Source organism: Amycolatopsis sp. NPDC043887 (genome assembly GCF_056435665.1).
Genome location: NZ_JBWKEB010000023.1, coordinates 22,682 through 47,879 on the forward strand (window position 1 = coordinate 22,682; position 25,198 = coordinate 47,879).

Consider the following 25,198-nt stretch of genomic DNA (forward strand, 5'->3'; position numbering starts at 1 on the left):
CTCAACCGTGAAAACAGTTGTGCTGGCAGGGATCTTGGCGGTCGCCGCGGCCGTGGTCGCGGCACCGCAGGCCGCGGCGAAACCGCGGAGCAGCGAACCGGTCTACGACTTCGCCCAGGCCGTCCGCGAGACGGCCTGGGTGGACATCGGGCTCGACGGGGACGGCGACGGCCGTTCGGACCGGGTCGCCGCGGACATCATCCGGCCGAAGGAACCGGCGGCGCAGGGCAAGAAGGTCCCGGTCATCATGGACGCGAGCCCGTACTACTCGTGCTGCGGGCGGGGCAACGAGAGCGAGCTCAAGACCTACGACTCGGCGGGCAGGCCGGTCGGCTTCCCGCTCTACTACGACAACTTCTTCGTCCCGCGCGGGTACGCCGTGGTCCTGGTGGATCTGGCCGGTACCAACAAGTCCCGCGGCTGCACCGACATCGGCGGGCCGTCGGACGTCAATTCGGCGCGCAAGGTCGTCGACTGGTTGAACGGCCGCGCGAACGGCTACACGACGGCCACCGGTCCGGCCAGGACGAACGCGACCTGGTCGACGGGCGCGGTCGGCATGATCGGGAAGTCCTACGACGGCACGGTGGCCAACGGCGTCGCCGCGACCGGCGTCGACGGGCTCAAGACCATCGTGCCGATCGGCGCCATCAGCTCCTGGTACGACTATTACCGCTCCGACGGCGCGAACCTGCGCCAGGGCAGCCCGGCGGGGTTGGCGCAGACCGTGTCCCGGCGCAACGGTGGGCAGAACTGCGGTGCGGCGAACCAGAAGCTCACCGCGGGAGCGACCTCGAACGGCGACTACAACGCGTTCTGGCTCGACCGGGACTACGTGCAGAGCGCTTCGAAGGTGAAGGCGAGCGTGCTCGCTTCGCACGGCCTTGGTGACTTGAACGTCAAGACGATCAACTTCGGGCAGTGGTGGGAAGCGCTGAACGTCGAGCGCAAGATCTGGCTGACGCAGGCCGGCCACGTCGATCCATTCGACTACCGGCGGTCGGCGTGGGTCGACACCCTGCACAAGTGGTTCGACCACTATCTGCTCGGCGTGGACAACGGTATCGAGAAGGCACCGGGCGCGAGCGTGGAACGCGAGCCCGACGTCTGGGTGGACCAGCCGGCATGGCCCGCGGGCAGCGCCGTCACCCTGCGCCCCGCGTCCGGCAGCACCCCGGGGGTCGGCACGCTCGGCACGACCGCGGGGACGGGAACGGTGTCGTTCACGGACTCCTCCGGTCAGTCCTCGAACACCTGGGCCGCGAAGCCGACGGAGACTTCGACCGGGCGCGTGCTTTTCAGCACCGGCGCGCTGGCGAAGGACCTTCACGTGTCCGGAACGGCGAAGGTGACTGTGACCGCGACGCCGTCGACGTCCACGGCGCGGCTCTCGGCGGTCCTCGTCGACTACGGCCCGGCGACGATCCGGAACTACACGGGACCGAAGGAAGGCATCAAGAACGAGCTGACCCAGTCGTGCTGGGGCGCGAGCGCGCCCGGTAACGACGCCTGCTACCTGAACACGAGCACCGACGCCGTCTCGGTGGGGCTGAACATCATCAGCCGGGGGTGGGCGGATCTGGCCAACCACCGTTCGCTGAGTCAGGAATCGCCGCTGACGCCGGGGCAGCCGTACACGATGACGTTCCGGCTGGCGAGTACGGATCACGTCGTCCCGCAAGGACATCAGCTCGCGCTGATCATCGGCGGGACGGACGGCTCGTTCATCTCGGGACCGGCGCAGTACCCGAAGATCACGGTGGATCTGGGCAAGACCTCGCTGGCGCTGCCTGTCGTGGGCTCGGGTCCGTCGGCGGTTCCGGCGGCGCTTCCGGTGGCTCCGGTGGGGATCGCTCCCGCCACCATTTCGGGGCTTGAGCGCGGCTAGGCGAATGCCATGAAAGGTCCTTTCCTTGCGAAATTTGCAAGGAAAGGACCTTTCATGGCATCAGCGTGCGGCGGTCACGACCCATACGCCGCCGGGGATCCGCACCCCCTGCGGGGTCTCGAACTCGCCGAGTGCGCCCCGCACGCCGTCGCGGAGGCCGGCGAGTGTGGCCTCGTCCACGCCCCGCAGGTTGTGCTGGGTCGGGGCCATCGAGAAGACGAAGTCCGTCGCGTCGTCGGCGTCCACCCCGAAGCCCATGTCCGCGTCCACCGGCCTGATCTCGATGTCGCGGAAGCCCGCCGCCGTGAGCACTTCGGTGATCCGCTCGGGCGTCAGCAGCGAACCCATCCCGCGTGCGGCGGGGGAGGGCTCGCGGAGGTAGGGCGCGAGCGCCGCCGTCGCCCGTGCGTAGGCGCTGTCGACGTCGCCTGACCGTGGCCCCACGAAGGCCAGCCGCCCGGCCGGAGCCATCGCTTCGCGAAGATGCTCGAACGCCGCGACCAGGTCGGAGAAGAACATCACGCCACCCCGGCTGATGACGACGTCGAAGCCGGGCCCGTCGAACGGGTGCACCTGCGCGTCTCCCTGCTCGAACGCGACGTTGGTGATTCCTTCGGCCGCCGCGTCCAGGCGAGCCCTTTCCAGCTGTGGCGCCGAAAGGTCGATGCCCAGCGCGTGCCCGCTGCCCGCTTTTCTCGCGGCCAGCCGGGTGGTGAGTCCGGCGCCGCAGCCCACATCCAGGACGGCGTGACCGTCACCGATGTCCGCCGCGTCGAAGAGCGGCGCGTCGAAGGCTTCCATCATCCCGTTGTAGCGATCCGGGCGATCCGCCCAGAGCCTGCCCTCCCAGCCGTTCCACGCTTCGGCCTGTTGCTGATTGACGATCGCCGTCATCCCTGGCACCCCATCCGCGTCGTTACTAGAGTTGGACTCTAGTGATTGACTCTAGAGATAGACTCCAGTCATGAGTGGTGTCAAGGGCGCCCGATCCGAACGGGCGGCGGAAACCCGGCGGCGGATCATCACGGCCGCCACGGAGCTCTTCCTCGCCGACGGGTACGGCGCGACCACGCTTCAGCAGGTCGCGGACCGTGCGGGCGTGGCGGTCCAGACCATTTACTTCACCTTCCGCAACAAGCCGACGCTGCTGAAGGAACTGGTCGACGTCGCGATCGCCGGCGACGACGGTCCACTGGCGACGATGGAGCGGCCGTGGTTCGCGCGGGTGACGGACGCGCCGGACGCGCGTGGGGCGCTCAACGCGCTCGTCACCGGCAGCCGCGCCGTGCTCGAACGGGTCGCCGCCGTCACCGACATGGTCCGCACCGCGACCGCGGCTCATCCCGAGCTGCGCGAATTATGGCCGGATCAAGAGGATCCGCGCCACGTCGTGCACGCGACGGCGGCGAAGGCTCTGATGGGGAAGCCGGGTGCTGTCACCGGTCTCGCCGTCGACAGGGTGGCGGATGTCCTCTACGCGCTCCTCAGTCCGGAGATGTTCCTGATCCTCACCCGTGACCGTGCTTGGCCGCTGGACGTGTGGGAGCGCTGGGTGGAGGACACGCTGGCCGCGCAGTTGCTCGAGCGGGCCTAGACGAATGCCATGAAAGGTCCTTTCCTTGCAAAATTTGCAAGGAAAGGACCTTTCATGGCGCGTGGGGGCGGGGTCAGCCGGTCTGCGAGGCCGGGCTCTTCGAACCGAAGGGCTTCCGCTGCAGTGCCCGCGCCACCGGTTCGACGATGCGCGCGGCCGTCGGGCCGAGGATCGCCATCAGGAGCACGTACGCCGTCGCGAGGGCCGCGAGCTCGCCGGTCACCGCGCCCGCCGCCACCGCCAGCCCGGCGATGACGATCGAGAACTCGCCTCGGGCGACCAACGCGGCTCCGGCACGAGCCCGGCCCATCTTCCCGATGCCTTGCCTCCGCGCGGCCCACCAGCCGGTGCCGACCTTCGTGAGCGTGGTCGCGACCGCCAGGACGACCGCCCAGCCGAGCACGGGCGGGATCGAAGCCGGGTTCGTGTTGAGCCCGAACACGACGAAGAACACGGCGGCGAAGAGATCTCGCAGCGGTTCGAGCATGTGCGTCGCGTTCTCCGCCGTCGACCCCGAGATCGCGATGCCGAGCAGGAACGCGCCGACCGCGGCCGACACCTGCATCGCCGAAGCCAGGCCGGCGACCAGCAGGGCCGCGCCGAGGACCTTGAGGAGGAACACCTCGCGGTCCGGGCTGTCCACCGCCGCGGAGACGTACCGGCCGAATTTCAGCGCGATCACCAGGACGACCGTGATCACCATCAGCGAGATCCCGACAGCCTTCAATCCGCCGAGGAAGCTCACCCCGCCGAGCACCGCGGTGAGGATCGGCAGGTACAGCGCCATCACCAGGTCCTCGAACACCAGGATCGACAGCACCACCGGGGTTTCCCGGTTACCGAGCCTGCCGAGGTCGCCGAGCACCTTCGCGATGATCCCGGACGACGAGATGTAGGTGACGCCCGCCATGACGATCGCGCCGATCGGCCCCCAGCCGAGGATGAGCGCGACGATCGCGCCCGGCGCGGCGTTCAGCACGATGTCCACGAGACCCGCCACCCACGAGCGTTTCAGCCCGGTGAACAGCTCGGCCGCCGAGTACTCCAGGCCCAGTAGGAGCAGCAGCAGGACGACCCCGATCTCGCTGGCGAGGTGGGTGAAGTCGCCGATGTCGCCGAGCGGGATCAGCCCGCCCTGCCCGAAGCACAGGCCACCGATCAGGTACAGCGGGATCGGGGACATCCCGATCTTCCCGGCGAGGCGGCCCAACGCGCCCAGCCCGAAGAAGACCGCCCCGAGTTCGATCAAGGACAGTGCGGTGTGATCCATCGGCGATCAGCCGTACTTCAAGATCTTGACGGCGGCCTCGAGACCTTCGGACGTGCCGACCGCGACGAGGACGTCGCCCGCGGTGAGGTTGAAGTCCGGCGTGGGGGAGGGGTGGACCTGCCCGGCCCGCATCACCGCGACCACCGAGACGCTCGTGCGTGTCCGCATGGCGGTGTCGCCCAGCGTCCGGCCGTCGAACGGCGAGGACGCCTTGATCGGCAGCTGCTTGGTGTTGATACCGGGCAGGTCCCGGTGCTCTTCGGTCAGCTGGGCGACCAGCTGGGGCGCGCCGAGCAGGTTCGCCAGCGCGCCCGCTTCGTCGGTGGTGAGCGGAAGTGAGGCCAGGCAGGCGTCGGGATCGTCCGTTTTGGACACGATCAGCTCGACGTGTCCATCGCGATGGGTCACCACGCCGACGCGGCGGCCGTTGCGGGTGGCGAAGTCCTTGCGGACGCCTATTCCGGGGAGCGGGGTCACTTCGACGTTCACGTGAACAACAGTAACTCACCGTTCGTTTCGCGCGGGACGGATCAGGAACAGCGCCGAGATCCCGAGCATCAAGGCGCACGTCGCGCCGTGGATGCCGAGGGCGGCGCCCATGGATCCGTTGTGGGTCAACACGATCAGCATGTCGCCGAACGGGATGAACGCCAGCGCGAGCATCGCCCAGCCCAGTGCGCGGGCGTTCCGGAACAGGAGCAGCGCGAGCACCACGAGCGCCGTGCCGATGTCGCGGACCCCCTTGACCGCGAGGATCGGGTCACCCTCGGACGGCATCACCGGCAGTCCGAATCCGCCCGTCTGGGACGCCGGGAAGAACACGTAACCGCTCCCGAAGTAGAGGACGAAGAGCACGAGGGCGGCGGACAGGACGTAAGCGATCTTGATTCTGGTCATGATCTCCGACTCCAAAAGCTAGCAGTGCTAGGAACGAGACGGACTTTAGCGCTAGCGCTGCTAGCTTGTCTAGCGGTGCTAGCATGTTCGTATGGTCACCACCCCCCGGCGCGAGCGGGACCGCTCGCAACGCGAACAGCTGATCGTCACCACCGCCCGCGAGATCGCCGAAGAAGAAGGCTGGGACGCGGTCACCACACGTCGGCTGGCGGCGAAGATCGAGTACAGCCAGCCCGTGCTCTACAGCCATTTCTCCGGCAAGGGGGCGATCATGGCGGCCGCGGCGCTCGAGGGATGCACCGAAATGGCCGCCGACATGCGGAAGGGGGCAGGGGCGGCGGAGGGCTCGCGGGACGCGCTGCTGCGGCTGGCCGAGAACTACTTCGACTTCGCCGACCGCAAACCCGCGCTCTACGACGCGATCTTCACCCTCGCCAGCGAACTGAACTTCGCCAGCCCGGACAGTCCAGCGCCGTTGAAGGACGCGTTCGGCGCGCTGCTCGAAGTCGTGGGCCCGGTCTCCGGCGAATACGACCCCGGCCTCTACACCGAGACCTTTTGGGCGGCTTTGCACGGCCTGGTCACCCTCGAACGCAGCCGGCGGCTCCCGGCGCCCGCGCGCGCGGAGCGGATCGGCATGCTTGTCGACCGGTTCGCCGTGGGCGGCTGAGGCGTGTCGCGTGCCACCAGGCAGAATGGTCGTCGATCAGGTGAGCGACGAATGAGCTGAGGAGAGTTTCGGTGACGGGAGCCCTGCGTGGTGTGGTCGCGATGGACGGCCCGTCCGGAACCGGGAAATCCACGGTTTCGCGGAAGCTCGCGACGAAGCTCGGCGCCGGTTACCTCGACACGGGCGCGATGTACCGCATGGTCACCCTCGCCGTCCTGCGCGCCGGGGTCGACCCGGCCGACGCGGACGCGGTCGCCGACGTCGCCGTGAAGGCCGAACTCGGCATCGGGACCAGCCCCGACGAGGCGACCGTGACCCTGGCGGGCGAGGACGTCGCCGCCGAGATCCGCGGCGCGGACGTCACCACCGCGGTGTCGCCGGTTTCGGCCGTCCCGGCGGTCCGCGAACTGCTGGTCACCCGGCAGCGCGAGATCATCGCCGAGGTGCTCGGCCGCGTCGGCGGCATCGTGGTCGAGGGGCGCGACATCGGCACGGTCGTCTCGCCCGACGCCCCGCTCAAGATCTTCCTCACCGCTTCGGCCGAGGTCCGCGCCGCGCGGCGCAGCGCGCAGGACTCCGCGGCCGGTCGCGAGTCCACCGTGGATGTCGCGAAGGCGGCGGTGGAGCGGCGCGACCATCTCGACTCCACGCGGGCGGCGTCGCCCCTGCGCGCGGCCGAAGACGCCGTCGAGGTGGACACTTCGGCGCTCAACATCGACCAGGTGATCGTCGCGCTGGCCGAACTCGCCCTGCACCGTGGTCTTCTCGAAGGGTGCCCCGCCGAGGCCGCCAGATGAGCGCGAAGGGACTGCCCGAAGGCGCGAGCGGCCCGATCCACACCTTCGGCAGGGGGATCTCGAAGTTCATCGTCCGGCCCGCTTTCCGGGTCCGGGTCCACGGTGGCGAGCGGGTGCCGGCGTCGGGTCCGGTGGTGTTCATCGCCAACCACAGCTCGATGGTGGAACCGCAGCTGCTGTTCGGAATGTTGTCGCGCCGCACGGCGTTCCTGGTCAAGGAGGAACTCTTCCGGGGGTTCGTCGGCTGGTTCTTCCCGAAGCTGGGCCAGATCCCGGTGAAACGGGGGGCGGTGGACCGCAAACCGCTGATGATGGCGGTCAAGGTGCTCGAGGACGGCGGTGCGGTGGGGATCTTCCCCGAGGGCACCCGCGGCCTCGGTGACGCCGAGAACTTCGAGCGCGGCGCGGCCTTCCTGGTCCGCGCCGGGAACGCGACCGTGGTTCCGGTCGCCACTCGGGGGACGTACAAACCCGCCGGCGCCAAGAGGCGTTGGCGGCCACGCGTCGACATCATGGTCGGCGAACCTTTCACTCCCGCGATCGGGAAGGGAAGGACAGGGCTGGAGGAGGGAACCGAGCGGCTTCGCATCGCGCTCGCGGACCTCGTGAAGGCACTGGACGAATGGCGCTTGGAGCACGGGCTCCGAGACACGCGACAGGATTGAGTACATGACAGAGCTAGACGGAGTCGGCGAGATCGACGGCTCCTGGTCCGACGAATCCGAATTCACCGCGCTCGACGCCCAGATCGCCGCGGGCGAGGCCGAGGAGGAGGCGCAGCTCGCGCAGCCGGTCCTCGCCGTCGTCGGCAGGCCGAACGTGGGCAAGTCGACCCTGGTCAACCGCATCCTCGGCCGCCGCGAGGCGGTCGTGCAGGACGTCCCCGGCGTGACCAGGGACCGCGTCGCCTACGACGCCTTCTGGGCGGGCCGCCGGTTCACGCTGGTGGACACGGGCGGCTGGGAGCCGGACGCGACCGGGCTCCAGGCCTCGGTCGCCGCGCAGGCCGAGATGGCGATGGCCACCGCCGACGCGGTCCTGCTGGTCATCGACGCCAGCGTCGGCGCGACGGCCACCGACGAGGCCGTCTCCAAGGTGCTGCGCAGGTCGAAGAAGCCGGTGCTGCTCGCCGCCAACAAGGTCGACGACGACCGTCTGCTCGCCGACACCGCGTCCCTGTGGTCGCTCGGCCTCGGCGAGCCGTACCCGGTCAGCGCGCTGCACGGCCGCAGCTCGGGCGACCTGCTCGACGCCATCGTCAAGGCGCTGCCGGAGATGCCGCGCGACGGTGACCGCGCCACCACCGGCCCGCGCCGGGTCGCGCTGGTCGGCAAGCCGAACGTGGGCAAGTCGAGCCTGCTCAACAAGCTGTCCGGCGAGGAGCGGTCCGTCGTGGACTCGGTCGCGGGCACCACTGTCGACCCGGTCGACTCGCTGGTCGAGCTGGACGGCGAGACCTGGCGGTTCGTCGACACGGCGGGCCTGCGCAAGCGGGTCAACTCGGCCAACGGGGCGGAGTACTACGCGTCGCTGCGGACCAAGACCGCGATCGACGCGGCCGAGGTCGCGATCGTGCTGCTGGACGCCGCCGAACCGCTTTCCGAGCAGGACCTGCGGGTGCTGACGATGGTCGTCGAGGCGGGCCGCGCCTGTGTGCTCGCCTTCAACAAATGGGACCTCGTCGACGAGGACCGCCGCCACGCCATGGTCCGTGAACTGGACCGCGGCCTGGTGCGGGTGCCGTGGGCGGACAAGGTCAACATCTCGGCGCTCACCGGCCGGTCCGTGCGCAAGCTCGCGCCCGCGCTGCGGACCGCGCTGAAGTCCTGGGACCAGCGGGTTCCCACCGGTCAGCTGAACGGCTGGCTCGCCGACCTCATCGCCGCGACCCCGCCGCCGGTGCGCGGTGGCAAGCAGCCGAAGGTGCTGTTCGCGACCCAGGCCGGTATCCGGCCGCCGACGCTGGTCCTGTTCACCACCGGCTTCCTCGAGGCGGGCTACCGGCGGTTCATCGAACGGAAGTTCCGTGAGCGTTTCGGTTTCGAAGGCAGCCCCGTACGGGTGAATGTCCGGGTACGGGAAAAGAAGCAAAGGCCCAAGGCAGGCGGAAAAGCGGCCGGAAAACCAGCGGGCAAACCAAAAGCGCGCTGATTTCTCACGATGTAGGTGAATATTTCACTGGGTGGACACGCCGATGACCTCGGGTTTCGGCGTGTCCCCCGGTGAGGTTCGACACTCTGCCGAGACCCTCCCGAGATATGCCGTTCACCTGCGGTAAAGTGAACGGTCTGCTAGCGGGCGCCTCATTCGGAGAGCGAGCCCGAATGACGCACTTCGCGAAAGGTGTGTGATGGGCTTGAGCGCCCATGGTTCTTTTCTGCCCAGCTCCGTCCTGCCCGTGGTGACTCGATGACCCTGACCGCCGATTCCCGTCCGATCGCCTGCGTCGCCGAAGTCACCGTCGCCCCGTCCCCGGCTCCCGTCGCCGACCGAGCCCTGTTCTGGTCCGGTCTCGGAGCCGGTGAGCGCACCCTGCTCGACATCCTCGCCGAGACCGCCGCCCGCCACCCCAACGCGGGCGCGATCGACGACGGCGAGACCACGCTGTCCTACCGCAAGCTCGTCGAGGAGATCGACGCCTACGGCCGCAAGCTGACCGCCAACGGTGTCGGCGTCGGCGACCGGGTGGGCGTCCGGATCTCTTCCGGCACCGCGGAGCTCTACGTCGCGATCCTCGCCATCCTGTCCGTCGGCGCCGCCTACGTGCCGGTCGACGCGGACGACCCGGACGAGCGCGCGGAACTGGTCTTCGGTGAGGCCGATGTCGCCGCCGTCGTCTCCGATGGCGGCGCGATCACCGTGCTCGGCTCGCCCGGTGGGGTCGAGGGCACTCCCGCACCGGCCGACGACGCTTGGATCATCTTCACCTCCGGCTCGACCGGGAAGCCGAAGGGCGTCGCCGTCTCGCACGCCTCGGCCGCCGCCTTCGTCGACGCCGAAGCGCGGCTGTTCCTCACCGAGGAGCCGATCGGCCCCGGCGACCGCGTGCTCGCCGGCCTGTCGGTCGCGTTCGACGCGTCGTGCGAAGAGATGTGGCTCGCCTGGCGCCACGGCGCCTGCCTGGTCCCGGCGCCGCGTTCGCTCGTGCGGACCGGCGTCGACCTCGGCCCGTGGCTGGTCGCGCAGGGCATCACCGTCGTCTCGACCGTGCCGACGCTGGCCGCGCTATGGCCCGCCGACGCGCTCGAGGACGTCCGCCTGCTGATCTTCGGCGGCGAGGCCTGCCCGCCGGAACTGGCCGAACGCGTCGCCGTCGAAGGGCGCGAAGTCTGGAACACCTACGGCCCGACCGAGGCCACCGTCGTCGCCTGCGCCGCGCAGATGACCGGAGAGGGGCCGGTCCGGATCGGCCTGCCGCTGGTGGGCTGGCAGCTCGCCGTCGTCAACGAGGCGGGCGAGCCGGTCGCGATGGGGGAGACCGGCGAACTGGTCATCGGCGGCGTCGGCCTGGCCCGGTATCTGGATCCGGAGAAGGACGCCGAGAAGTTCGCGCCGTTGCCCTCGCTGGGCTGGCGGCGCGCGTACCGCAGCGGTGACATGGTCCGCGCGGAGGCCGAGGGCCTGCTGTTCCTCGGCCGTCTCGACGAGCAGGTCAAGCTCGGCGGCCGCCGGATCGAACTCGGCGAGGTCGACGCCGCGCTCCAGGCGCTGCCCGGCGTGCAGGGCGCCGCGGCCGCGGTCCGCCGCACCAAGGCGGGAAACCAGGTGCTCGTCGGGTACGTCGTGCCCGCCGAAGGAGTCGAGTTCGACCACGACGAGGCGGCGACCCGGCTGCGTGAGCAGCTGCCCGCCGCGCTCGTGCCACTGCTGGCACTGATCGACGACCTGCCGACGCGTACTTCCGGCAAGGTCGACCGCAACGCGCTGCCCTGGCCGCTGTCCACTGTGGACGCCGCGAAATCCGGTCTGTCGCCGACGGAGAGCTGGCTCGCCGAAGGCTGGGCGGAGATCCTGGGCGTCTCGGTCGACAACCCGAAGGCCGACTTCTTCACCAACGGCGGCGGAAGCCTGACCGCCGCGCAGCTGATCGCGCGGATCCGCACCCGGCATCCGCAGGTGTCGGTGAGCGACATCTACGCCAACCCGAAGCTCGGCGCGCTCGCGTCGATGCTGGACGCGCTGAGCGGGGAGAAGACCGAGCGCCGTGACATCGCGCCGACCCCGCGCAAGGCCGGGATCATCCAGTCGCTGCTGATGATCCCGCTGATGGGCCTGGTCGGCCTGCGCTGGACGACCATCGCCGCGACGCTGTCGAACGTGCTGTCGCTGGCCGGTTTCGCCTGGGCGCCGACGCTGCACTGGGCCTGGATCGCGGCCGCTTGGATCGCGCTGTTCAGCCCGGCCGGGAGGATCGCGATCTCGGCGACCGGCTCGCGGCTGCTGCTGCGCGGAGTCCGTCCCGGCAGCTACCCGCGCGGTGGGAGTGTCCACTTGCGCCTGTGGACCGCCGAGAAGCTCGCCGAGTTCAGCGGCGCGGACAGTGTCGCGGGCGCTTCCTGGATGACGACGTACGCCAAGGCCCTCGGCGCGCGGATCGGCAAGGACGTCGACCTGCATTCCCCGCCGCCGGTCACCGGCATGCTGAAACTCGGCCGCGGTGCCGCCATCGAACCCGAGGTCGACCTGACCGGGCACTGGGTGGACGGCGATCTCGTGCACATCGGCAAGATCCGAATCGGCGCCGACGCGCGGATCGGCGCGCGCAGCACGCTGTTCCCCGGCGCCCGGATCGGCAAGGGCGCGGAGATCGCGGCCGGGTCGACCGTCCGCGGCAACGTGCCCACCGGGCAGCGCTGGGCCGGTGCCCCCGCCGCCCGTGCCACGAAGGATTCGCTGAAGTGGCCGTCGAGCCGCCCGCCGCGCTCGCGGTTCTGGGCTTCGGTCTACGGCGCGACCTCGGTCGCTCTCGGTCTTCTGCCCGCTGTCGCCGCGCTTCCGGCGGTCGCGGTGCTCGGCTACGCGATAGCGGGGACGGCTTCGCTCGGCGCCGCCCTCGGGCAGGCGCTGCTGTTCACGCCGCTCGCGACCATCGCGTACTTCCTGTCCTACGCCCTACTCGTGCTCGTCGGCGTCCGTTCGCTGAGCATCGGCATGGTCGAGGGTTACCACCCGGTGCACGGGCGTGCCGCGTGGCAGGTCTGGGCGACCGAACGGCTGATGGGCATGGCGCGGGAGGGACTGTTCCCCTTGTACGCCAGCCTGTTCACTCCGGTGTGGCTCCGGATGCTCGGGGCGAAGGTCGGCCGCAACGTCGAGGCGTCCACCGTCCTCGCGCTGCCGAAGATGACCCAGGTGGACAGTGGCGCGTTCCTCGCGGACGACACCATGGTCGCCACCTACGAACTCGGCCACGGCTGGCTGCACGTCGCGCCGGCGCGGATCGGCAAGCAGGCGTTCCTCGGCAACTCGGGGATGGCCGCGCCGGGACGTTCGGTGCCGAAACGCGGTCTGGTCGGTGTGCTGTCGTCGGCCCCGCTCAAGGCGAAGAAGGGCTCGTCGTACCTCGGGATGCCGCCGCTGCCGGTCCGCCGGTCGGTCGGCGAGGCCGACACGAGCCGCACGTACACGCCGCCGCTGCGGCTGAAGGCGGCGCGTGCGCTCGTCGAACTGTGCCGCATCGTGCCGGTGATGTGCGGTGTCGCCTTGACCGTGCTGGTGGCCGCCGGGATCTTCGCGCTGGCGGCGGCGTACGGCTTCCTGGTCGCGGTGCTGCTCGGCGGGCCGCTGCTGCTCGCCGCCGGTGCCGTCGCCGCGCTGACCGCCACCGCGATGAAGTGGCTGCTCGTCGGCCGGTTCCGCGCGGTCGACCATCCCTTGTGGAGTTCGTTCGTCTGGCGCAACGAACTCGCCGACACCTTCGTCGAGGCGCTCGCCGTGCCGTGGCTGATCGGTTCCCTCGGCGGCACGCCGCTGCTGCCGGCGTGGCTGCGGACCATGGGCGTCAAGATCGGCCGCGGCGTGTGGCTGGAGACGTACTGGCTGCCCGAGTCGGACCTGGTGAGCCTCGGCGACGGCGCGACGATCAATCGCGGCTGCGTCGTGCAGACGCACCTGTTCCACGACCGGATCATGACGATGTCGCCGGTGACCCTGGACGAGGGAGCGACGCTCGGGCCGCACGGTATCGTGCTGCCTGGCGCGAGCATCGGCGCGCGGACGACGGTCGGACCGGGCTCTTTGGTGACCCGGGGCGACGCGGTTCCCGCCGATTCGCGCTGGCTGGGGAATCCCATCTCGGCCTGGACCAAGTAGGAAGCGGGGTTCGTTCGCGGGTGATTTCGAAGGCCTCCGCACAGCCCTCGCCCGGCTCGGACATTTCCGGTGACTCCTATCTGCCCCGTCACGGTAACGGCGGTTACCGTGTCCGGCACTACGATCTGGAGCTGGACTACAAGATCGGTCCCAACCGGCTGTCGGCCTCCGCGGCCATCACCGCGGAGGCGACGCAGGCGCTGTCTCGGTTCACCTTGGACTTCGGCGAGTTCCGGATCAACCGCGTGCTGGTCAACGGGAAACCGGCCAAGTACACGCGGCGCGCGCACAAGCTGCAGGTGAAGCCGGCGAAGTCGCTGGCACTCGGCAGCGAGTTCGTGGTCGAGGTCCACTACGTCGGCAACCCGGGGCCGCTTCCCGGGCTGTGGGGCGACATCGGCTGGGACGAACTGACCGACGGCTCGCTCGTCGCGAGCCAGCCGGTCGGGGCGCCGTCGTGGTTCCCGTGCAACGACCATCCCTCGGACAAGGCGACCTATCGTGTCGCGCTGACGACGTCGTCGCCGTATCTCGTGGCCGTCACCGGGAACCTGGTGGAGCGGCACGAACGCGCGAGCACCACGAAGTGGGTCTTCGAACGACCCGAGCCGACGCCGACGTACCTGATGAGCGTCCAAATAGGACGGTACGACGACGTCGAACTCGTCTCCGGTCCCCAGCCCGGCTGGTTCTCGCACCCCGCCGTCGAGGCCTTCCGGATCAACCTCGACGGCGGCTCTGTGGTCACCTCGGTCCCGCAACGGGCCGCCGTGCCGCCACGCCTGCGCCGGGCGTTCGCCCGTGATTTCGGGCGACAGGGCCGGATCATGGACTCGCTGCAACGACTGTTCGGGCCGTACCCCTTCGGCGAGTACGTCATCGTCGTCACCGACGACGACCTCGACGACCCGATCGAGGCACAGGGTATGTCGATCTTCGGCGCCAACCACGTCGACGGGCGGCGCACCCACGAACGACTCGTCGTGCACGAACTGGCGCATCAATGGTTCGGCAACAGCCTGACCGTCGCCGACTGGCGGCACATCTGGCTGAACGAAGGCTTCGCGACCTACGCGGAATGGCTCTGGTCCGAGGAATCCGGCGGGCAGAGCGCGCACGAGTGGGCGAAGACCTGGCACGCGCGGATGACGGTGAAGCCCGCGGATCTGCGGCTCTCCGACCCCGGCGTGGCGCGGATGTTCGACGAGCGCGTGTACAAACGCGGCGGCCTTCTGTTGCACGCCTTGCGTTTGACCGTCGGCGACGCGGTGTTCTTCCCGCTGGTGAAGGCTTGGGCGACGGAGAACCGGCACGGTCTGGTGACCACCGCGGCTTTTGTGGCGCTTGCCGAACGCTTCGCTGGTCGCTCGCTGGCTGGGTTCTTCGACGCTTGGCTGGACGCTCCGGCGCTGCCTGCGTTGCCGTCCGTCTGACCCACGTGGGTCCGATTCAGGTGCCGCCGGCGATGATCTTGGGGTGCGATCCGGGGACGGGCTCGCAGCCCTGACAGCGGCTGCTGCCCGGGGTGGTTCTGCTCTGCGATGGCCCACCTGCCGGTAAATCGGTGGTTCGCGACCAGGCGCCTCGCTACCGTCTCCCTGTCGACTGGGGGAGGGGCGATGGGAAGGAAGAGTCCGCAGGAGAAGAAGCGGCTGAGCTACGCCAAGGATCGCCGCAACCGCTACGGCGAGAACGACAAGTCCTCGCGCAAGAACATCCCGCGCCACAAGCGGCGGGTGAACCGGGCGAACCGGCATCGTGAGCAGCAAGTGCTCAACGGTGTGCGTGGCTCCGCGGACATCGAGGGTGCCGCGATCGCCGAGGAGAGCTTGCTCAAGACCCGGCCGCAGCGGTGGCAGAAGTCGGCCGGAGTCACGCTCGGCGCGCTCGTCCGGGGGAAGCTCGCCATGACGGACGAGCGAAGGGTCTTCGAGGCGGAAACCTTGTCGCCATTGAGCAACGACGAACTGGGCGAGATACTGTCGGCGGCGGTGCACATGCTGCCGCTCAGATACGCGGCGATCCTGCATCTTCTGTACTACGCGGGTCTTCGCGCCGGCGAACTGTCCGCCCTGGCTCTGCGGGACGTGTCGGCCGACACGGTCATCGTCCGTGGACCGCGGCAGCGTACGGTCCCGATTCCGCCTGAGCTCCGGCCTCTGCTCGATGCCTACCTTCGGGAGCGTGTCGACGAGGGGCCGACCTTCTTCCTCAGCGACAGCTGCGGTCGTCCTGTGCCGCCTGCCACCGTCAACAGCCTCGTGGTCGTCTTCGGATTCCTGATCGGCCTGCCGGGGTTGTCGGCGCGAACGCTGCGCAAGACCTTCGCCGTCAACCTCCTCCGGGCCGGGGTCGATCTCGACGACGTCGCCGCGATGCTCGGGCACGCGTCGCCTGTAGCCACTCGGGCCTACCTCGCCCTCTGAGCAATAGGTCGGATGTATCTGCGGCTTTCTGGGTGAGCGCTCTGGTCAAACTGGGAATATCTCTGGAAACATGCCGGTCGCCAGGACTTGATCTGCGGTAAACGTAGTATGAATCTGGAGGCGACCCATGGCCGAGCTGTCCAGGCGATCGATGCTGAGGGTCGCGGCGGGGGCAGCCGCGCTCGGTGGCCTTTGGACTCAGGGGGCTCCGCCGGCGCTCGCCGGGCAGGACGTCCATCGCCGGATCGTCGACGACGCGCGCATGCTCTGGAAGCGGATGCCGAAGAACTGGCAGGAGGGCCCGTTCCTCGCCAACGGCTTCCTCGGCGTGCAGTTCTACGCGGGCGCGCAGCCGAACGTCCTCAAGGTGATGCTCAGCCATTCTCAGGTCCAGGACCAGCGCGGGCAGTGGGAAGCGGGCATCGGGTACTCGCGGCTCCCGATCGGCTACCTCACCCTCACCTTCGAGGGCGCGATAACGGCGGTGGACTGGCACCTGGACCTGTACAACGCCGAACTCGGCGGCACGATCACCACCACCCGGGGTTCGGTGCGGTTCTCCGCGCTGGTCCACAACGACCAGGACCTCCTCCTCGTCTCGCTCACCGGGGAGGCGTCCGCGGAATGGGGGTTCACGCCGCTCGAATCGGCGACGACCAGGACGATCCGCAAACCGCCCGAGTACACGGCCAATCCCGTTCCGAAGCTGGCCAGTGCGGGCGGGACCCGGTATTGCGAGCAGCCGCTCCACGCGGGCGGCGGGTACACGACGGCGTGGCGTGAGCGGACGATCGGCACGCGACGGCTCCTGGCGGCGACGGTCGCGTACGCGTTCCCCGAACCGACTCACACCGCCGAGGCGATCAGGAGGGTCGATCGAGCGTCGGCGGTGCATCCGGACGGCCTCGTCGCTGTCCATCGACACTGGTGGAATGCCTTCTACCGCCGCAGTTTCGTCTCCGTTCCGGACAAGCGGGTCCAACGGTTCTACTGGATCCAGCTGTACAAGACCGCCTGCGCCACCCGCGCGAACGGACCGGTCGTCGCCGAATGGGGGCCGTGGTTCCCGGAGGTCGGCAACAGCTGGACGGCGGTGTGGTGGAACCTCAACGTCCAGGTCACGTATCCGATCGTCAACAGCAGCAACCATCCCGAACTCGACGCCGTCACCGCGACCTTCCGTCGTGACCACGCCAACCTCGAACTCTCGGTCCCTCCCGCGTACCGGGACGGTGACACGTACGCCCTCTCGCATCCGGGGGACTGGCGGCTGCGGCCCGGCGGCACCCGCGCGGTCGGGATCCCGGGGCCCGCCACCAAGAACGACCAGACCGGCAACCTGATCTGGGGCTTGCACAACGTGTGGCTCGCGTACCGGCACAGCATGGACGTTCGCGTCCTGCGCGACGTCCTGTATCCGACGCTCGCCAAGGCGCTCAACTACTATCGCCACTTCCTCGCCACCGGCCCGGACGGCGTCTTGCACCTGCCGATGACGAGGTCACCCGAGTACGCCGACGCGGCCGACTGCACCTATGACCTGTCGTTGATCCGCTGGGCCGCGCGGACACTCGTCGAATCGGCGGCCAAGCTGCGGATCGACGACCCGCGGGTACCGGTGTGGCGGGAGATCGGCGAGAAGCTGGTGCCGTACCACCAGGATCCCGCCCAGGGCGTGCTGATCGGCGATGGTGTCCCGCTGGCCGACTCGCATCGGCACTTCTCGCATCTTCTCTGGCTCTATCCGTTGCGGGAGAAACTCTGGGACCGTCCCGGTGACCGGGACATCATGCGCCGCACTTTCGCGCACTGGTCCAGTGCCCAGGCGAAATGGCACGGGTACAGTTTCGCGGCGGCGTCGTCGATGAGCTCCGTGATGGACGCGCCCGAGGAAGCCCTGCGGTACCTGAAGATCTTCCTCGACGGGACCGTCGTGGCCAACACGCAGCTGACACCGAACACGATGTACCGCGAGGGCGCGAACCTCGCCATCGAAAGTCCCATCACCGCCGCGCAGTCCATAGTGGACATGCTGTTGCAGGGCGATCACGGAGTGCTCAAGGTCTTCCCGTCGGTCTCGTCGACGTGGCCGGACGCGTCCTTCGAGAGCTTGCGCGCGGAGGGTGCCTTCCTCGTGGACGCTTCCCGCGCGAACGGCGCGACCGAATGGATCCGTGTCCACAGTGAGGCGGGGGAGCCGCTCACGCTGCGGCACGGGATCCCCGGCGACATCGACGTCCGTGACGGGCGCGGACGGCGGCTTCCTTGGCGGCACGCGGGTCCCGGCGCGATCTCGATCCCGCTCGGCCGCGGCGGGACGGCCGTCGTCACGCGACGCGGTACGCGTCCGGCGCTGGAGCCAAGGGACGTTCCTGGCGATCGTGGAACTCCGGCATGGGGGGTCTGAAGATGGACATCACACGCAGGACGATGCTCGGCGGGGCGCTGGCGGGCGTGGCGGCGGCCGGATTCGCGCCGCCGGTGTCTGCGGTGGAGAACGACTTCGCGCTCGGCGGCCTCGACTGGCCCGGTTTCCTCGGCACGGCGGACCTGATCTGGCGCCGCATGCCGAAGACCTGGTACGAAGGACCCTTCCTGGGCAACGGTTTCCTCGGCTCGGGCAGCTACGCCGAACCGGGCCGCAACGCCGTCCGCTTCACCGTCCAGCACAGCGAGGTGCAGGATCACCGGCCGGAATTCGGCTCGCTGTTCGGCCTCGCGCGCCTGCCGATCGGGTACTTCACCCTCGAACCGGTCGGCGCGATCACCGGGATCGACTGGCGAATGGACCTTTGGAACGCCGAACTCAGGGGCACGATCACCACGGCCGCGGGCAGTCTCGCGCTGCGCGCGATCGTCCACACCGGACAGTCGCTGCTGGCCGTCGAGATCGAGCCGTCCGAGGGGGAGCGCGGCTTCGAGTGGGTCTTCCACCCGGCCGAAGCGGTGAGCCCCAGAACGGATCCGAAGTTCGGTAAGCCGCCGCCCGCCGGGTATGTCGCCAACCCGCCCGCGAGCCTGGAAAGTAGCGGTGACACCAGGCTTTCCGTGCAGACGCTGCTGTCCGGCGGGGAGCACGTCACGGCGTGGCGCGAGGTCACCCGCGGATCGAAGCGGACGCTGTACACGTCCGTGGCATGGTCGTTCCCGAAGCGGACGGCCGCGCGAGAGGCGTTGAAGACGGTCCGCCGGGCAGAGCCGTTCTCCGCGTTGACGGTCGGACATCGTCGCTGGTGGCACGACTACTATCGGCATGGTTTCCTGTCCGTTCCGGACACCCGGCTCCAAAGTTTCTACTGGATCCAGCTGTACAAGATCGCCTCCGCCGCGCGCCGCGAAGCGCCGGTGATGGCGACCTGCGGACCGTGGCTGGAGCCGACCCCGTGGCCCGCGACCTGGTGGAACCTGAACGTCCAGCTCGAGTACTGGCTCATCCACGGGTCCAATCACCTCGAACTGGACGCCGTGAGCCACGCGCTCGGCAAGTTCCGGGCGAACCTGACGAGCCAGGTCGCCGAGCCCTACCGACACGATTCTGCGGGCATCCCGCGCACGACCGACATGACCCTGCTCAACGGCGCGGTCGGTACGAACGCCGGGTTCCCGGTGGGCATCCCGGGTAAGGAGACGCCGACTCCGGAGGTCGGCAATCTCACCTGGGCGCTGCACAACGTCTGGCTGTCCTATCGGCACACGATGGACCGGCGCCTTTTGCGCGACACGCTGTTCCCGCTGCTGCGCAAGGCGATCAACTACTACCTTCATTTCCTGGCACCGGGGCCGGATGGGAAACTGCATCTGCCGGCGACGTTCTCCCCGGAGTACGGCGTGAACGCGCCGGACTGCACCTACGACCTCGCGCTGATCCGGTGGGGCTGCAAGATCCTGCTGGAGTCGGCGGCGGAACTGCGCGTCGACGACCCGCTCGCGGGGCGGTGGCGGGAAGTGCTGGCCACGCTGGTCCCGTATCCGGCCGACGCCAACGGTTACATGATCGGCGCGGGTGTGCCGTTCGCGAAATCGCACCGGCACTACTCGCACCTGCTGCAGATCTACCCGTTGTACGAGATCACCTGGGAGCGGCCGGAGCACCGGCGGATCATCGAGACCTCGCTCGACCACTGGGTGGGCTTCGAAGGCGCGTTGCAGGGCTACACGTTCACCGGCGCCGCGTCGATGTCGGCGCAGATGCTGCGCGGCGAGAAGGCGGCGTTCTACCTCGGTGAGCTGCAGCGGCGTTATATCCAGCCGAACACGATGTACAAGGAATCCGGTCCGGTGATCGAGACGCCGCTTTCGGCCGCGCAGTCGCTGCACGACATGCTCGTGCAGAGCTGGGGCGGGGTGATCCGGCTGTTCCCGGCCGTGCCCGCCGCATGGGCGGACGCCGCGTTGCGCGATTTCCGCACGGAGGGCGCGTTCCTGCTCAGTGCCTCCCGGCAGGCCGGGAAGACACGCTGGGTCAAGGTCACGAGCGAGGCGGGGGCGCCGTGCGTGCTGCGGACGGACATGGACGGGGAGCTGACCGTCCGCGACCGGTGGGGGCGGCCGAAACGCTGGCGGCGGCTACCGAACGGCGACGTCCACCTCGACCTGCGGCGTGGGGAGGAGGCCGTCGTGCATCGCGCGGGCGACCGGCCCGACCTCGAGATCCGGCCCGTCCCGGCGAACGGGAACAGCGCGTCATGGGGGATGCCGTGACGTCGTGAGCGGCGATACGCGAGAGTGTTCCTGTACTTCTTCCGGACGACAGGAGCACAGATGTCCCAGCCACCGCAGCCGGGCGAGCCCGAAGGTCAGGCGCCCGACGCCGGGGCTTCGCAGGGGCAGCATCCCCAGCAGCAGTATCAGCAGCCCTATCCGCAGCAGCCATACCAGCAGCAAGGCTGGTACGGCGCGCCGCAACAACAGCCGCCGCCGTCGTCGTCGAACAAGACGGCGCTCTGGGTAGGCCTGGGTGCGCTGGGACTCGTCGTGATCGTCGCCGTCGTGGCGATCACCGGCTTCGTGGCGCCGGGGTTCTTCCTGTCGGACTCGAAGGACAAGAGCACGGCCGCGTCGTCGTCCTCGTCGGCTCCGACGTCGAACTCCGAGGACACGGCGACGCAGAGTCCGGTGAACATCCCTTCGAGCAGGGTTCCGGTGCCGCAGCGCAGCACGCCGCTGGCGGATCCGACGGACTGCGCGTTCCCGGCGGATTCCTCCGGTCCCGTGCCGAAGAAGGTGAACCCGCCCGCGGCGGGCCCGACCCCGGCGTCCGGCACGATGGCCGTCACCCTCAAGACGACGGCGGGCGAAGTCGGGCTGTCGCTGGACCGCGGGCTCGCGCCGTGCACCGTGGCGAGCTTCCTCTCGCTGGCGCAGCAGGGTTACTTCGACGGCACCTCGTGTCACCGGCTCGGTACCACGGGACTGCAGATGCTCCAGTGCGGCGACCCGGAAGGCTCCGGAATGGGCGGGCCGGGATACACCGTTCCGGACGAGGTCTTCTCCGGACTCAAGTACGGGCGGGGCATCCTCGCCATGGCGAAGAAGCAGGCGCCGAACTCGGGCGGCAGCCAGTTCTTCATGGTCTTCGGTGAAGCGGAACTGCCGCCGGAGTACACCGTGTTCGGGAGCATCTCGGACGCCGGACTCCAGACCCTGGACAAGGTCGCGCGCGGCGGGGTGGACGACGAGAAGGGGCCGGGCGACGGGACCGGACCGCCGCGGATCCCGGTGACGTTCCAGTCGATCGCGGTGGGGTGACACGGTTTCCCGCCCCGGTCGTGAGTGGTGAGGACGGTTCTATTGAGGGGTAAGGCAAATGTGTCGGGTGCGGTGGGCGGTCCGCTCATGGCCGCCTTCGATCGTGCCGCGAAAGCCACGTCGGCGGCGTAGCGAAGGGCCCCTTCCCTACCTTCAGAGTAGGCAAGGAGGCCTTCACCACCACCTGGGTCGATCACTTTGAACTGACGGTGCGAAAGTGGCTTTCGCAACACGCCACATTTGCCTTACCCCTCAATAACCGTCCTCACCACTCACGAGGTTTCAGCACCGGCAGGACGACCCGCTTCGTGCACTCAGCGGGATGGCGGGTACCGAACACCGAACCACTGCTCGGCGTCGTACTCCTCGAACCGCTCCACCTCAGTGAAACCGAGCTTCGCCGCGACGCGCATCGAGCGTTCGTTGGCAGTCTGTGTGCAGAGCACCACCGGTTCGCCGGGCAGCGCGTCGGCGAACCAGTCGAGCGCCGCCGCGCACGCCTCGGCGGCGTACCCGCGTCCCCACGCCTGCGGCAAGATCAGGTAACCGAGCTCGGTCTCCCCGGCATCCGGACGGATATGCCCCGGACGTTCCAGGTCACGCTGATCGAGCGTGATCATGCCGATCATCGATCCGTCGAGTTCGATGACGAAGAGCCCCGGGCGCCGGCCCGGCACGTCTGGTCTCGTGCGCTCGAGTTCGTCCCGCGGCCGAGCGCCACCGATGTAAGTGCCCACCTCCGGCGAGGCGAAGAGCTCGATGAACGCCGCACGGTCTCGGGCCTCGGACCCGCGGAGTACGAGCCGCTCGGTCTTGATCGGGGCAGGAGGCCAGGCGACCTGACCGAGCTTCGTCATGGGCGGCAACGTAGCGCACGCCGCTACTCCGGTGCCTGGAAGCCGCCGATCTCCTGCTCGAGCAGTTCGGCCAGTCGCAACGGGGTGCGGTCTTCGAACATCGGACCGATGAGCTGCACCCCGACCGGCAGGCCCTCGGGGGACCGGCCCGTGGGTATCGCGGTGGCGGGCAGGCCGGGCATGGTGGCCAGGCCAGCCCAGACGAGCTGATCGAAGTACGGGTACTCGACGCCGTCGATGGCGATGCGCCGTTCCATCGGATTGGGGTGGTGGTCGTGCGGGAACGCGGGCGTCGGCGTGATCGGGCACACCACGGCGTCGAACTGGGCGAACAGTCGCCGCCAACCATGGCGATGGACTTGCCGACGCTTGTCCGCCTCCATCCAGTCGCTATGGCTGAACAGCATGGCGCGCAGCCGTACGGCGTCAAGGCTCTGGTCGTCCGTGCCGGCCCGCAGCCGCTCGAGCGATTCGATGGGGAAACGCGCGACGGAGCCCGAAATCAGCAACTCCATGTAGAGCTTCGCGGCCTCGGTCAGATCGGGCAGCAGCGGACTGCGCCGTGCGACGCGGGCGCCACCGTCGACGAGCGCGTCGGCCACCCGGTGCACGCCCGCTCGCACGGCGGACCCGGTCGGAATGAGCGGATGGTCGTCGAGGACCAAGACCCGGAAATCGCGGAGCCGCTCGTGGCGGGCGGGCGGCAGTGCCGAACGGTGCGCCACGCCGTGCGTCAACGGGTCCGGTCCGGCCATGACGTCGAGCAGGAGCGCGAGATCGCGGGCGGTGCGCGCCATCGGACCGACGACCGCGAGGTCGAATTCGGCCGGGAAGGCAGGCTCGGACGGCGGGACCATGCCGCGGACGGCCGCCAGTCCGAGCGTCGGCTTGTGCGCGTAGACGCCGCAGAAATGCGCCGGGGTGCGCAGCGAGCCAGCGAGGTCGGAGCCGATGGACAGCGCGCCGAACCCGCACGCCAATGCCGCCGCCGACCCGCCGGAGGACCCGCCCGGCGTCCGATCGTGGTCCCACGGGTTGACGGTGGTGCCGTAGATCTCGTTGAAGCTCTGGATGTCCTGCAACCCCAGCGGCACATTGGTCTTGCCGAGCACCACCGCGCCCGCGTCCTTGAGCCGCGACACCTGGACCGCGTCCTCGGCGGGCATGTGGTCCCGGTGCGGGGGCATGCCCCAGGTCGTGGGCAGCCCGGCCATGTTGTACGACTCCTTGACCGTCACCGGGACGCCGAGCAGCGGCCGGTCCTCACCCTGCGCCCGTGCCCGGTCGGCATGGTGCGCGGCGGCCCGCGCGCGGTCGAAGTCCGGCACGCAGATCGCGTTGATCACCTCGTCGTCGCGCTCGATCCGGGCGATCGCCTCGCCGGTCAGTTCCGCCGATGTCACCGCACCGGCGCGCAACGCGACAATCATTTCTTCGGCCGTCTGAAAGGTCGATTCCATGAATTCGACGCTATCGGCGTGCCGTCGGGGGCACGAAATTCCTAGTCATGCAACAGAAAGGCCCGTTCGTGGACTCGTTCTGCGGCCGTAGGCGGATCGGCGCAGGTCACGGTGCTGAAAGCGGGTCGACTCCGCCTGTGCGGGCCATGAAATTCCGCTTTGCGCAACGGGACGGATGTCTCACTTGCCTGCCGCTGGCCGCTTGGTCGTGTGTTCGGACTTTTCGCTCCAGCGAAAAGGAGTTGGAGCCTCTGGGATGTACTACCCATCCTGGCTTCGATGGCCCAAAGGGGATCCGGTGATTCACGGAAGGAGAATGATGTCGCTCAAACTCGTCTTCGTACGTCTCGCGACGGCGCTGCTGATAGCGGGTGCATCGACAAGTGTGGTGACTGCTCCGGCGATGGCCGGGACGGCCGGCGCGCCGAGTGATGGCGTCGTCACCGTCGAGGCGAAGAAGGGGCATTGGCAGTGGGCGCACTCGCGCTACTGGTTCGTCGACGGTGTCAGCATGTGGGCGGCCCGCGCCAATTGCCACGCCTGGGGGAGGTATGGCGTCAAGAAGGACTGGTGGCCCAAATATCAATGCAGGTTGAAGTTCATGCATTACAGCCTGTACGAGTGGGTGTCGTAGCGAGCCATGGAAACGCGCGATCAGGCCTGGTTCGGGATCGGCCGGGCCGTCCGGACCGCGCCGAGGTGATCCTATGTGGTGGCAACGCTTCGCGTGGCGAAACTCCGCACTGGGAAGGTCTGCGTGGTATGACCGATCGTGTTCCGTGGCAAGCCGACGCCTATTTCGACCTCACCCGCCGGGCGTGTTTCGTCTGCGAACTTCTCGTAGGCAACGCCGAATACCCGCATCACGTCGCGTACCGGGACGCCGACGCCGTGGTCTTCGCCAGCCGTTTTCCCTCCGTGTTCGGGCACTTCCTGGTGGCCCCGGTCGAGCATCGCGAGCACGTCGTCAGCGACTTCACCGTCGATGAGTACTTGGCCATCCAGCGGGTCGTGCATCGTGCGGGTAGCGCCTTGAGCGCCCTGCTTTCGATCGAACGGCTCTACGTGTTGTCCTTGGGCAGTCAACAAGCCAACAGACATGTCCACTGGCACCTCGCGCCTCTGCCTCCTGGCGTCCCGTACGACCAGCAGCAGACCGCGATATTCGACCCGGCGCGCGGCTACCTGGACATCCCCGGGGACGACCTGGCCGATCTCGCGCGCCGGCTCGGGGAACGTCTGACCGGCTGACCGCAGGCCTGGGCAGGATTCCCGAAGC

20 protein-coding genes are annotated in these 25,198 nt (G+C 68.9%); 14 read left to right on the forward strand and 6 right to left on the reverse strand.

Annotated features, from left to right (window positions below; translation table 11 throughout):
• Positions 1-19: 19 nt before the first annotated feature.
• Positions 20-1,888, forward strand: coding sequence for a Xaa-Pro dipeptidyl-peptidase (locus AC069H_RS38605; protein ID WP_478235649.1), 1,869 nt, complete (start codon positions 20-22; stop codon positions 1,886-1,888).
• Between the two features lie 60 nt (positions 1,889-1,948).
• Here the strand turns inward: AC069H_RS38605 and AC069H_RS38610 are convergent, their stop codons facing one another.
• The gene (locus AC069H_RS38610) at positions 1,949-2,782 is read right to left on the reverse strand and encodes a class I SAM-dependent methyltransferase (RefSeq protein WP_478235606.1); all 834 of its coding nucleotides are present in this window, start codon (positions 2,780-2,782) and stop codon (positions 1,949-1,951) included.
• 70 nt (positions 2,783-2,852) lie between these two features.
• Between AC069H_RS38610 and AC069H_RS38615 the strand changes: the two genes are divergently transcribed.
• Entirely contained in the window at positions 2,853-3,482 is a 630-nt protein-coding gene (locus AC069H_RS38615; protein ID WP_478224872.1) for a TetR/AcrR family transcriptional regulator, read from the forward strand.
• A 73-nt stretch (positions 3,483-3,555) separates the two neighbouring features.
• Here AC069H_RS38615 and AC069H_RS38620 read toward each other — a convergent pair whose 3' ends face one another.
• From AC069H_RS38620 to AC069H_RS38630, 3 genes are read right to left on the reverse strand one after another with little or no spacing between them, the layout of a single operon-like run.
• Complete coding sequence (locus AC069H_RS38620; RefSeq protein WP_478224871.1) at positions 3,556-4,752, reverse strand: cation:proton antiporter; 1,197 nt, start codon at positions 4,750-4,752, stop codon at positions 3,556-3,558.
• A gap of 6 nt (positions 4,753-4,758) precedes the next feature.
• On the reverse strand, positions 4,759-5,241 hold the full coding sequence (locus tag AC069H_RS38625) for a cation:proton antiporter regulatory subunit (RefSeq protein WP_125786286.1): 483 nt from the start codon (positions 5,239-5,241) through the stop codon (positions 4,759-4,761).
• 15 nt (positions 5,242-5,256) lie between these two features.
• On the reverse strand, positions 5,257-5,649 hold the full coding sequence (locus AC069H_RS38630; protein WP_478224869.1) for a DUF4267 domain-containing protein: 393 nt from the start codon (positions 5,647-5,649) through the stop codon (positions 5,257-5,259).
• Positions 5,650-5,740: 91 nt separating this feature from the next.
• On the opposite strand from AC069H_RS38630, the gene AC069H_RS38635 reads away from it, so the two are divergent.
• The 10 genes from AC069H_RS38635 (at position 5,741) to AC069H_RS38680 (ending at position 21,602) form a co-directional block, all read left to right on the forward strand.
• Complete coding sequence (locus AC069H_RS38635; RefSeq protein ID WP_478224868.1) at positions 5,741-6,319, forward strand: TetR/AcrR family transcriptional regulator; 579 nt, start codon at positions 5,741-5,743, stop codon at positions 6,317-6,319.
• Positions 6,320-6,411: 92 nt separating this feature from the next.
• On the forward strand, positions 6,412-7,116 hold the full coding sequence (cmk, locus tag AC069H_RS38640) for a (d)CMP kinase (RefSeq protein ID WP_340688489.1): 705 nt from the start codon (positions 6,412-6,414) through the stop codon (positions 7,114-7,116).
• Positions 7,113-7,781, forward strand: a complete 669-nt coding sequence (locus AC069H_RS38645; RefSeq protein WP_340685715.1) for a lysophospholipid acyltransferase family protein — start codon at positions 7,113-7,115, stop codon at positions 7,779-7,781. The genes cmk and AC069H_RS38645 overlap by 4 nt, the downstream gene beginning before the upstream one ends.
• A gap of 4 nt (positions 7,782-7,785) precedes the next feature.
• Positions 7,786-9,267, forward strand: a complete 1,482-nt coding sequence (gene der / locus AC069H_RS38650; protein WP_478224866.1) for a ribosome biogenesis GTPase Der — start codon at positions 7,786-7,788, stop codon at positions 9,265-9,267.
• 258 nt (positions 9,268-9,525) lie between these two features.
• Complete coding sequence (locus AC069H_RS38655; RefSeq protein ID WP_478235607.1) at positions 9,526-13,428, forward strand: Pls/PosA family non-ribosomal peptide synthetase; 3,903 nt, start codon at positions 9,526-9,528, stop codon at positions 13,426-13,428.
• 20 nt (positions 13,429-13,448) lie between these two features.
• Positions 13,449-14,861 (forward strand): M1 family metallopeptidase, encoded by a 1,413-nt coding sequence (locus AC069H_RS38660; RefSeq protein WP_478235608.1) that lies wholly within the window; start codon positions 13,449-13,451, stop codon positions 14,859-14,861.
• A 186-nt stretch (positions 14,862-15,047) separates the two neighbouring features.
• Positions 15,048-15,854, forward strand: coding sequence for a tyrosine-type recombinase/integrase (locus tag AC069H_RS38665; RefSeq protein WP_478235609.1), 807 nt, complete (start codon positions 15,048-15,050; stop codon positions 15,852-15,854).
• Between the two features lie 127 nt (positions 15,855-15,981).
• Positions 15,982-18,261 (forward strand): glycosyl hydrolase family 95 catalytic domain-containing protein, encoded by a 2,280-nt coding sequence (locus AC069H_RS38670; protein ID WP_478235610.1) that lies wholly within the window; start codon positions 15,982-15,984, stop codon positions 18,259-18,261.
• A 2-nt stretch (positions 18,262-18,263) separates the two neighbouring features.
• On the forward strand, positions 18,264-20,555 hold the full coding sequence (locus AC069H_RS38675) for a glycosyl hydrolase family 95 catalytic domain-containing protein (protein ID WP_478235611.1): 2,292 nt from the start codon (positions 18,264-18,266) through the stop codon (positions 20,553-20,555).
• Positions 20,556-20,615: 60 nt separating this feature from the next.
• Positions 20,616-21,602: a peptidylprolyl isomerase gene (locus AC069H_RS38680; RefSeq protein ID WP_478235612.1), complete on the forward strand. Its 987-nt coding sequence runs from the start codon at positions 20,616-20,618 to the stop codon at positions 21,600-21,602.
• A 314-nt stretch (positions 21,603-21,916) separates the two neighbouring features.
• Here the strand turns inward: AC069H_RS38680 and AC069H_RS38685 are convergent, their stop codons facing one another.
• Entirely contained in the window at positions 21,917-22,459 is a 543-nt protein-coding gene (locus tag AC069H_RS38685; protein WP_478235613.1) for a GNAT family N-acetyltransferase, read from the reverse strand.
• 23 nt (positions 22,460-22,482) lie between these two features.
• Positions 22,483-23,919 carry an amidase gene (locus AC069H_RS38690; RefSeq protein ID WP_478235614.1) on the reverse strand — a complete coding sequence of 479 codons (1,437 nt, stop codon included), beginning with the start codon at positions 23,917-23,919 and terminating at the stop codon, positions 22,483-22,485.
• A gap of 316 nt (positions 23,920-24,235) precedes the next feature.
• On the opposite strand from AC069H_RS38690, the gene AC069H_RS38695 reads away from it, so the two are divergent.
• Both AC069H_RS38695 and AC069H_RS38700 read left to right on the forward strand, forming a co-directional pair.
• Positions 24,236-24,553, forward strand: a complete 318-nt coding sequence (locus tag AC069H_RS38695; protein ID WP_478224853.1) for a hypothetical protein — start codon at positions 24,236-24,238, stop codon at positions 24,551-24,553.
• A gap of 128 nt (positions 24,554-24,681) precedes the next feature.
• Positions 24,682-25,170, forward strand: coding sequence for an HIT family protein (locus tag AC069H_RS38700; protein WP_478224852.1), 489 nt, complete (start codon positions 24,682-24,684; stop codon positions 25,168-25,170).
• Positions 25,171-25,198: the final 28 nt, after the last annotated feature.

Bases quoted from the DNA above. Each gene is read 5' to 3' on its own strand.
- AC069H_RS38610 (WP_478235606.1), bottom strand. From the start codon at position 2,782: ATGACGGCGATCGTCAATCAGCAACAGGCCGAAGCGTGGAACGGCTGG.
- AC069H_RS38615 (WP_478224872.1), top strand. From the start codon at position 2,853: ATGAGTGGTGTCAAGGGCGCCCGATCCGAACGGGCGGCGGAAACCCGG.
- AC069H_RS38620 (WP_478224871.1), bottom strand. From the start codon at position 4,752: ATGGATCACACCGCACTGTCCTTGATCGAACTCGGGGCGGTCTTCTTC.
- AC069H_RS38630 (WP_478224869.1), bottom strand. From the start codon at position 5,649: ATGACCAGAATCAAGATCGCTTACGTCCTGTCCGCCGCCCTCGTGCTC.
- AC069H_RS38635 (WP_478224868.1), top strand. From the start codon at position 5,741: ATGGTCACCACCCCCCGGCGCGAGCGGGACCGCTCGCAACGCGAACAG.
- AC069H_RS38645 (WP_340685715.1), top strand. From the start codon at position 7,113: ATGAGCGCGAAGGGACTGCCCGAAGGCGCGAGCGGCCCGATCCACACC.
- der (WP_478224866.1), top strand. From the start codon at position 7,786: ATGACAGAGCTAGACGGAGTCGGCGAGATCGACGGCTCCTGGTCCGAC.
- AC069H_RS38655 (WP_478235607.1), top strand. From the start codon at position 9,526: ATGACCCTGACCGCCGATTCCCGTCCGATCGCCTGCGTCGCCGAAGTC.
- AC069H_RS38665 (WP_478235609.1), top strand. From the start codon at position 15,048: ATGGGAAGGAAGAGTCCGCAGGAGAAGAAGCGGCTGAGCTACGCCAAG.
- AC069H_RS38670 (WP_478235610.1), top strand. From the start codon at position 15,982: ATGGCCGAGCTGTCCAGGCGATCGATGCTGAGGGTCGCGGCGGGGGCA.
- AC069H_RS38675 (WP_478235611.1), top strand. From the start codon at position 18,264: ATGGACATCACACGCAGGACGATGCTCGGCGGGGCGCTGGCGGGCGTG.
- AC069H_RS38680 (WP_478235612.1), top strand. From the start codon at position 20,616: ATGTCCCAGCCACCGCAGCCGGGCGAGCCCGAAGGTCAGGCGCCCGAC.
- AC069H_RS38685 (WP_478235613.1), bottom strand. From the start codon at position 22,459: ATGACGAAGCTCGGTCAGGTCGCCTGGCCTCCTGCCCCGATCAAGACC.
- AC069H_RS38690 (WP_478235614.1), bottom strand. From the start codon at position 23,919: ATGGAATCGACCTTTCAGACGGCCGAAGAAATGATTGTCGCGTTGCGC.
- AC069H_RS38695 (WP_478224853.1), top strand. From the start codon at position 24,236: ATGATGTCGCTCAAACTCGTCTTCGTACGTCTCGCGACGGCGCTGCTG.
- AC069H_RS38700 (WP_478224852.1), top strand. From the start codon at position 24,682: ATGACCGATCGTGTTCCGTGGCAAGCCGACGCCTATTTCGACCTCACC.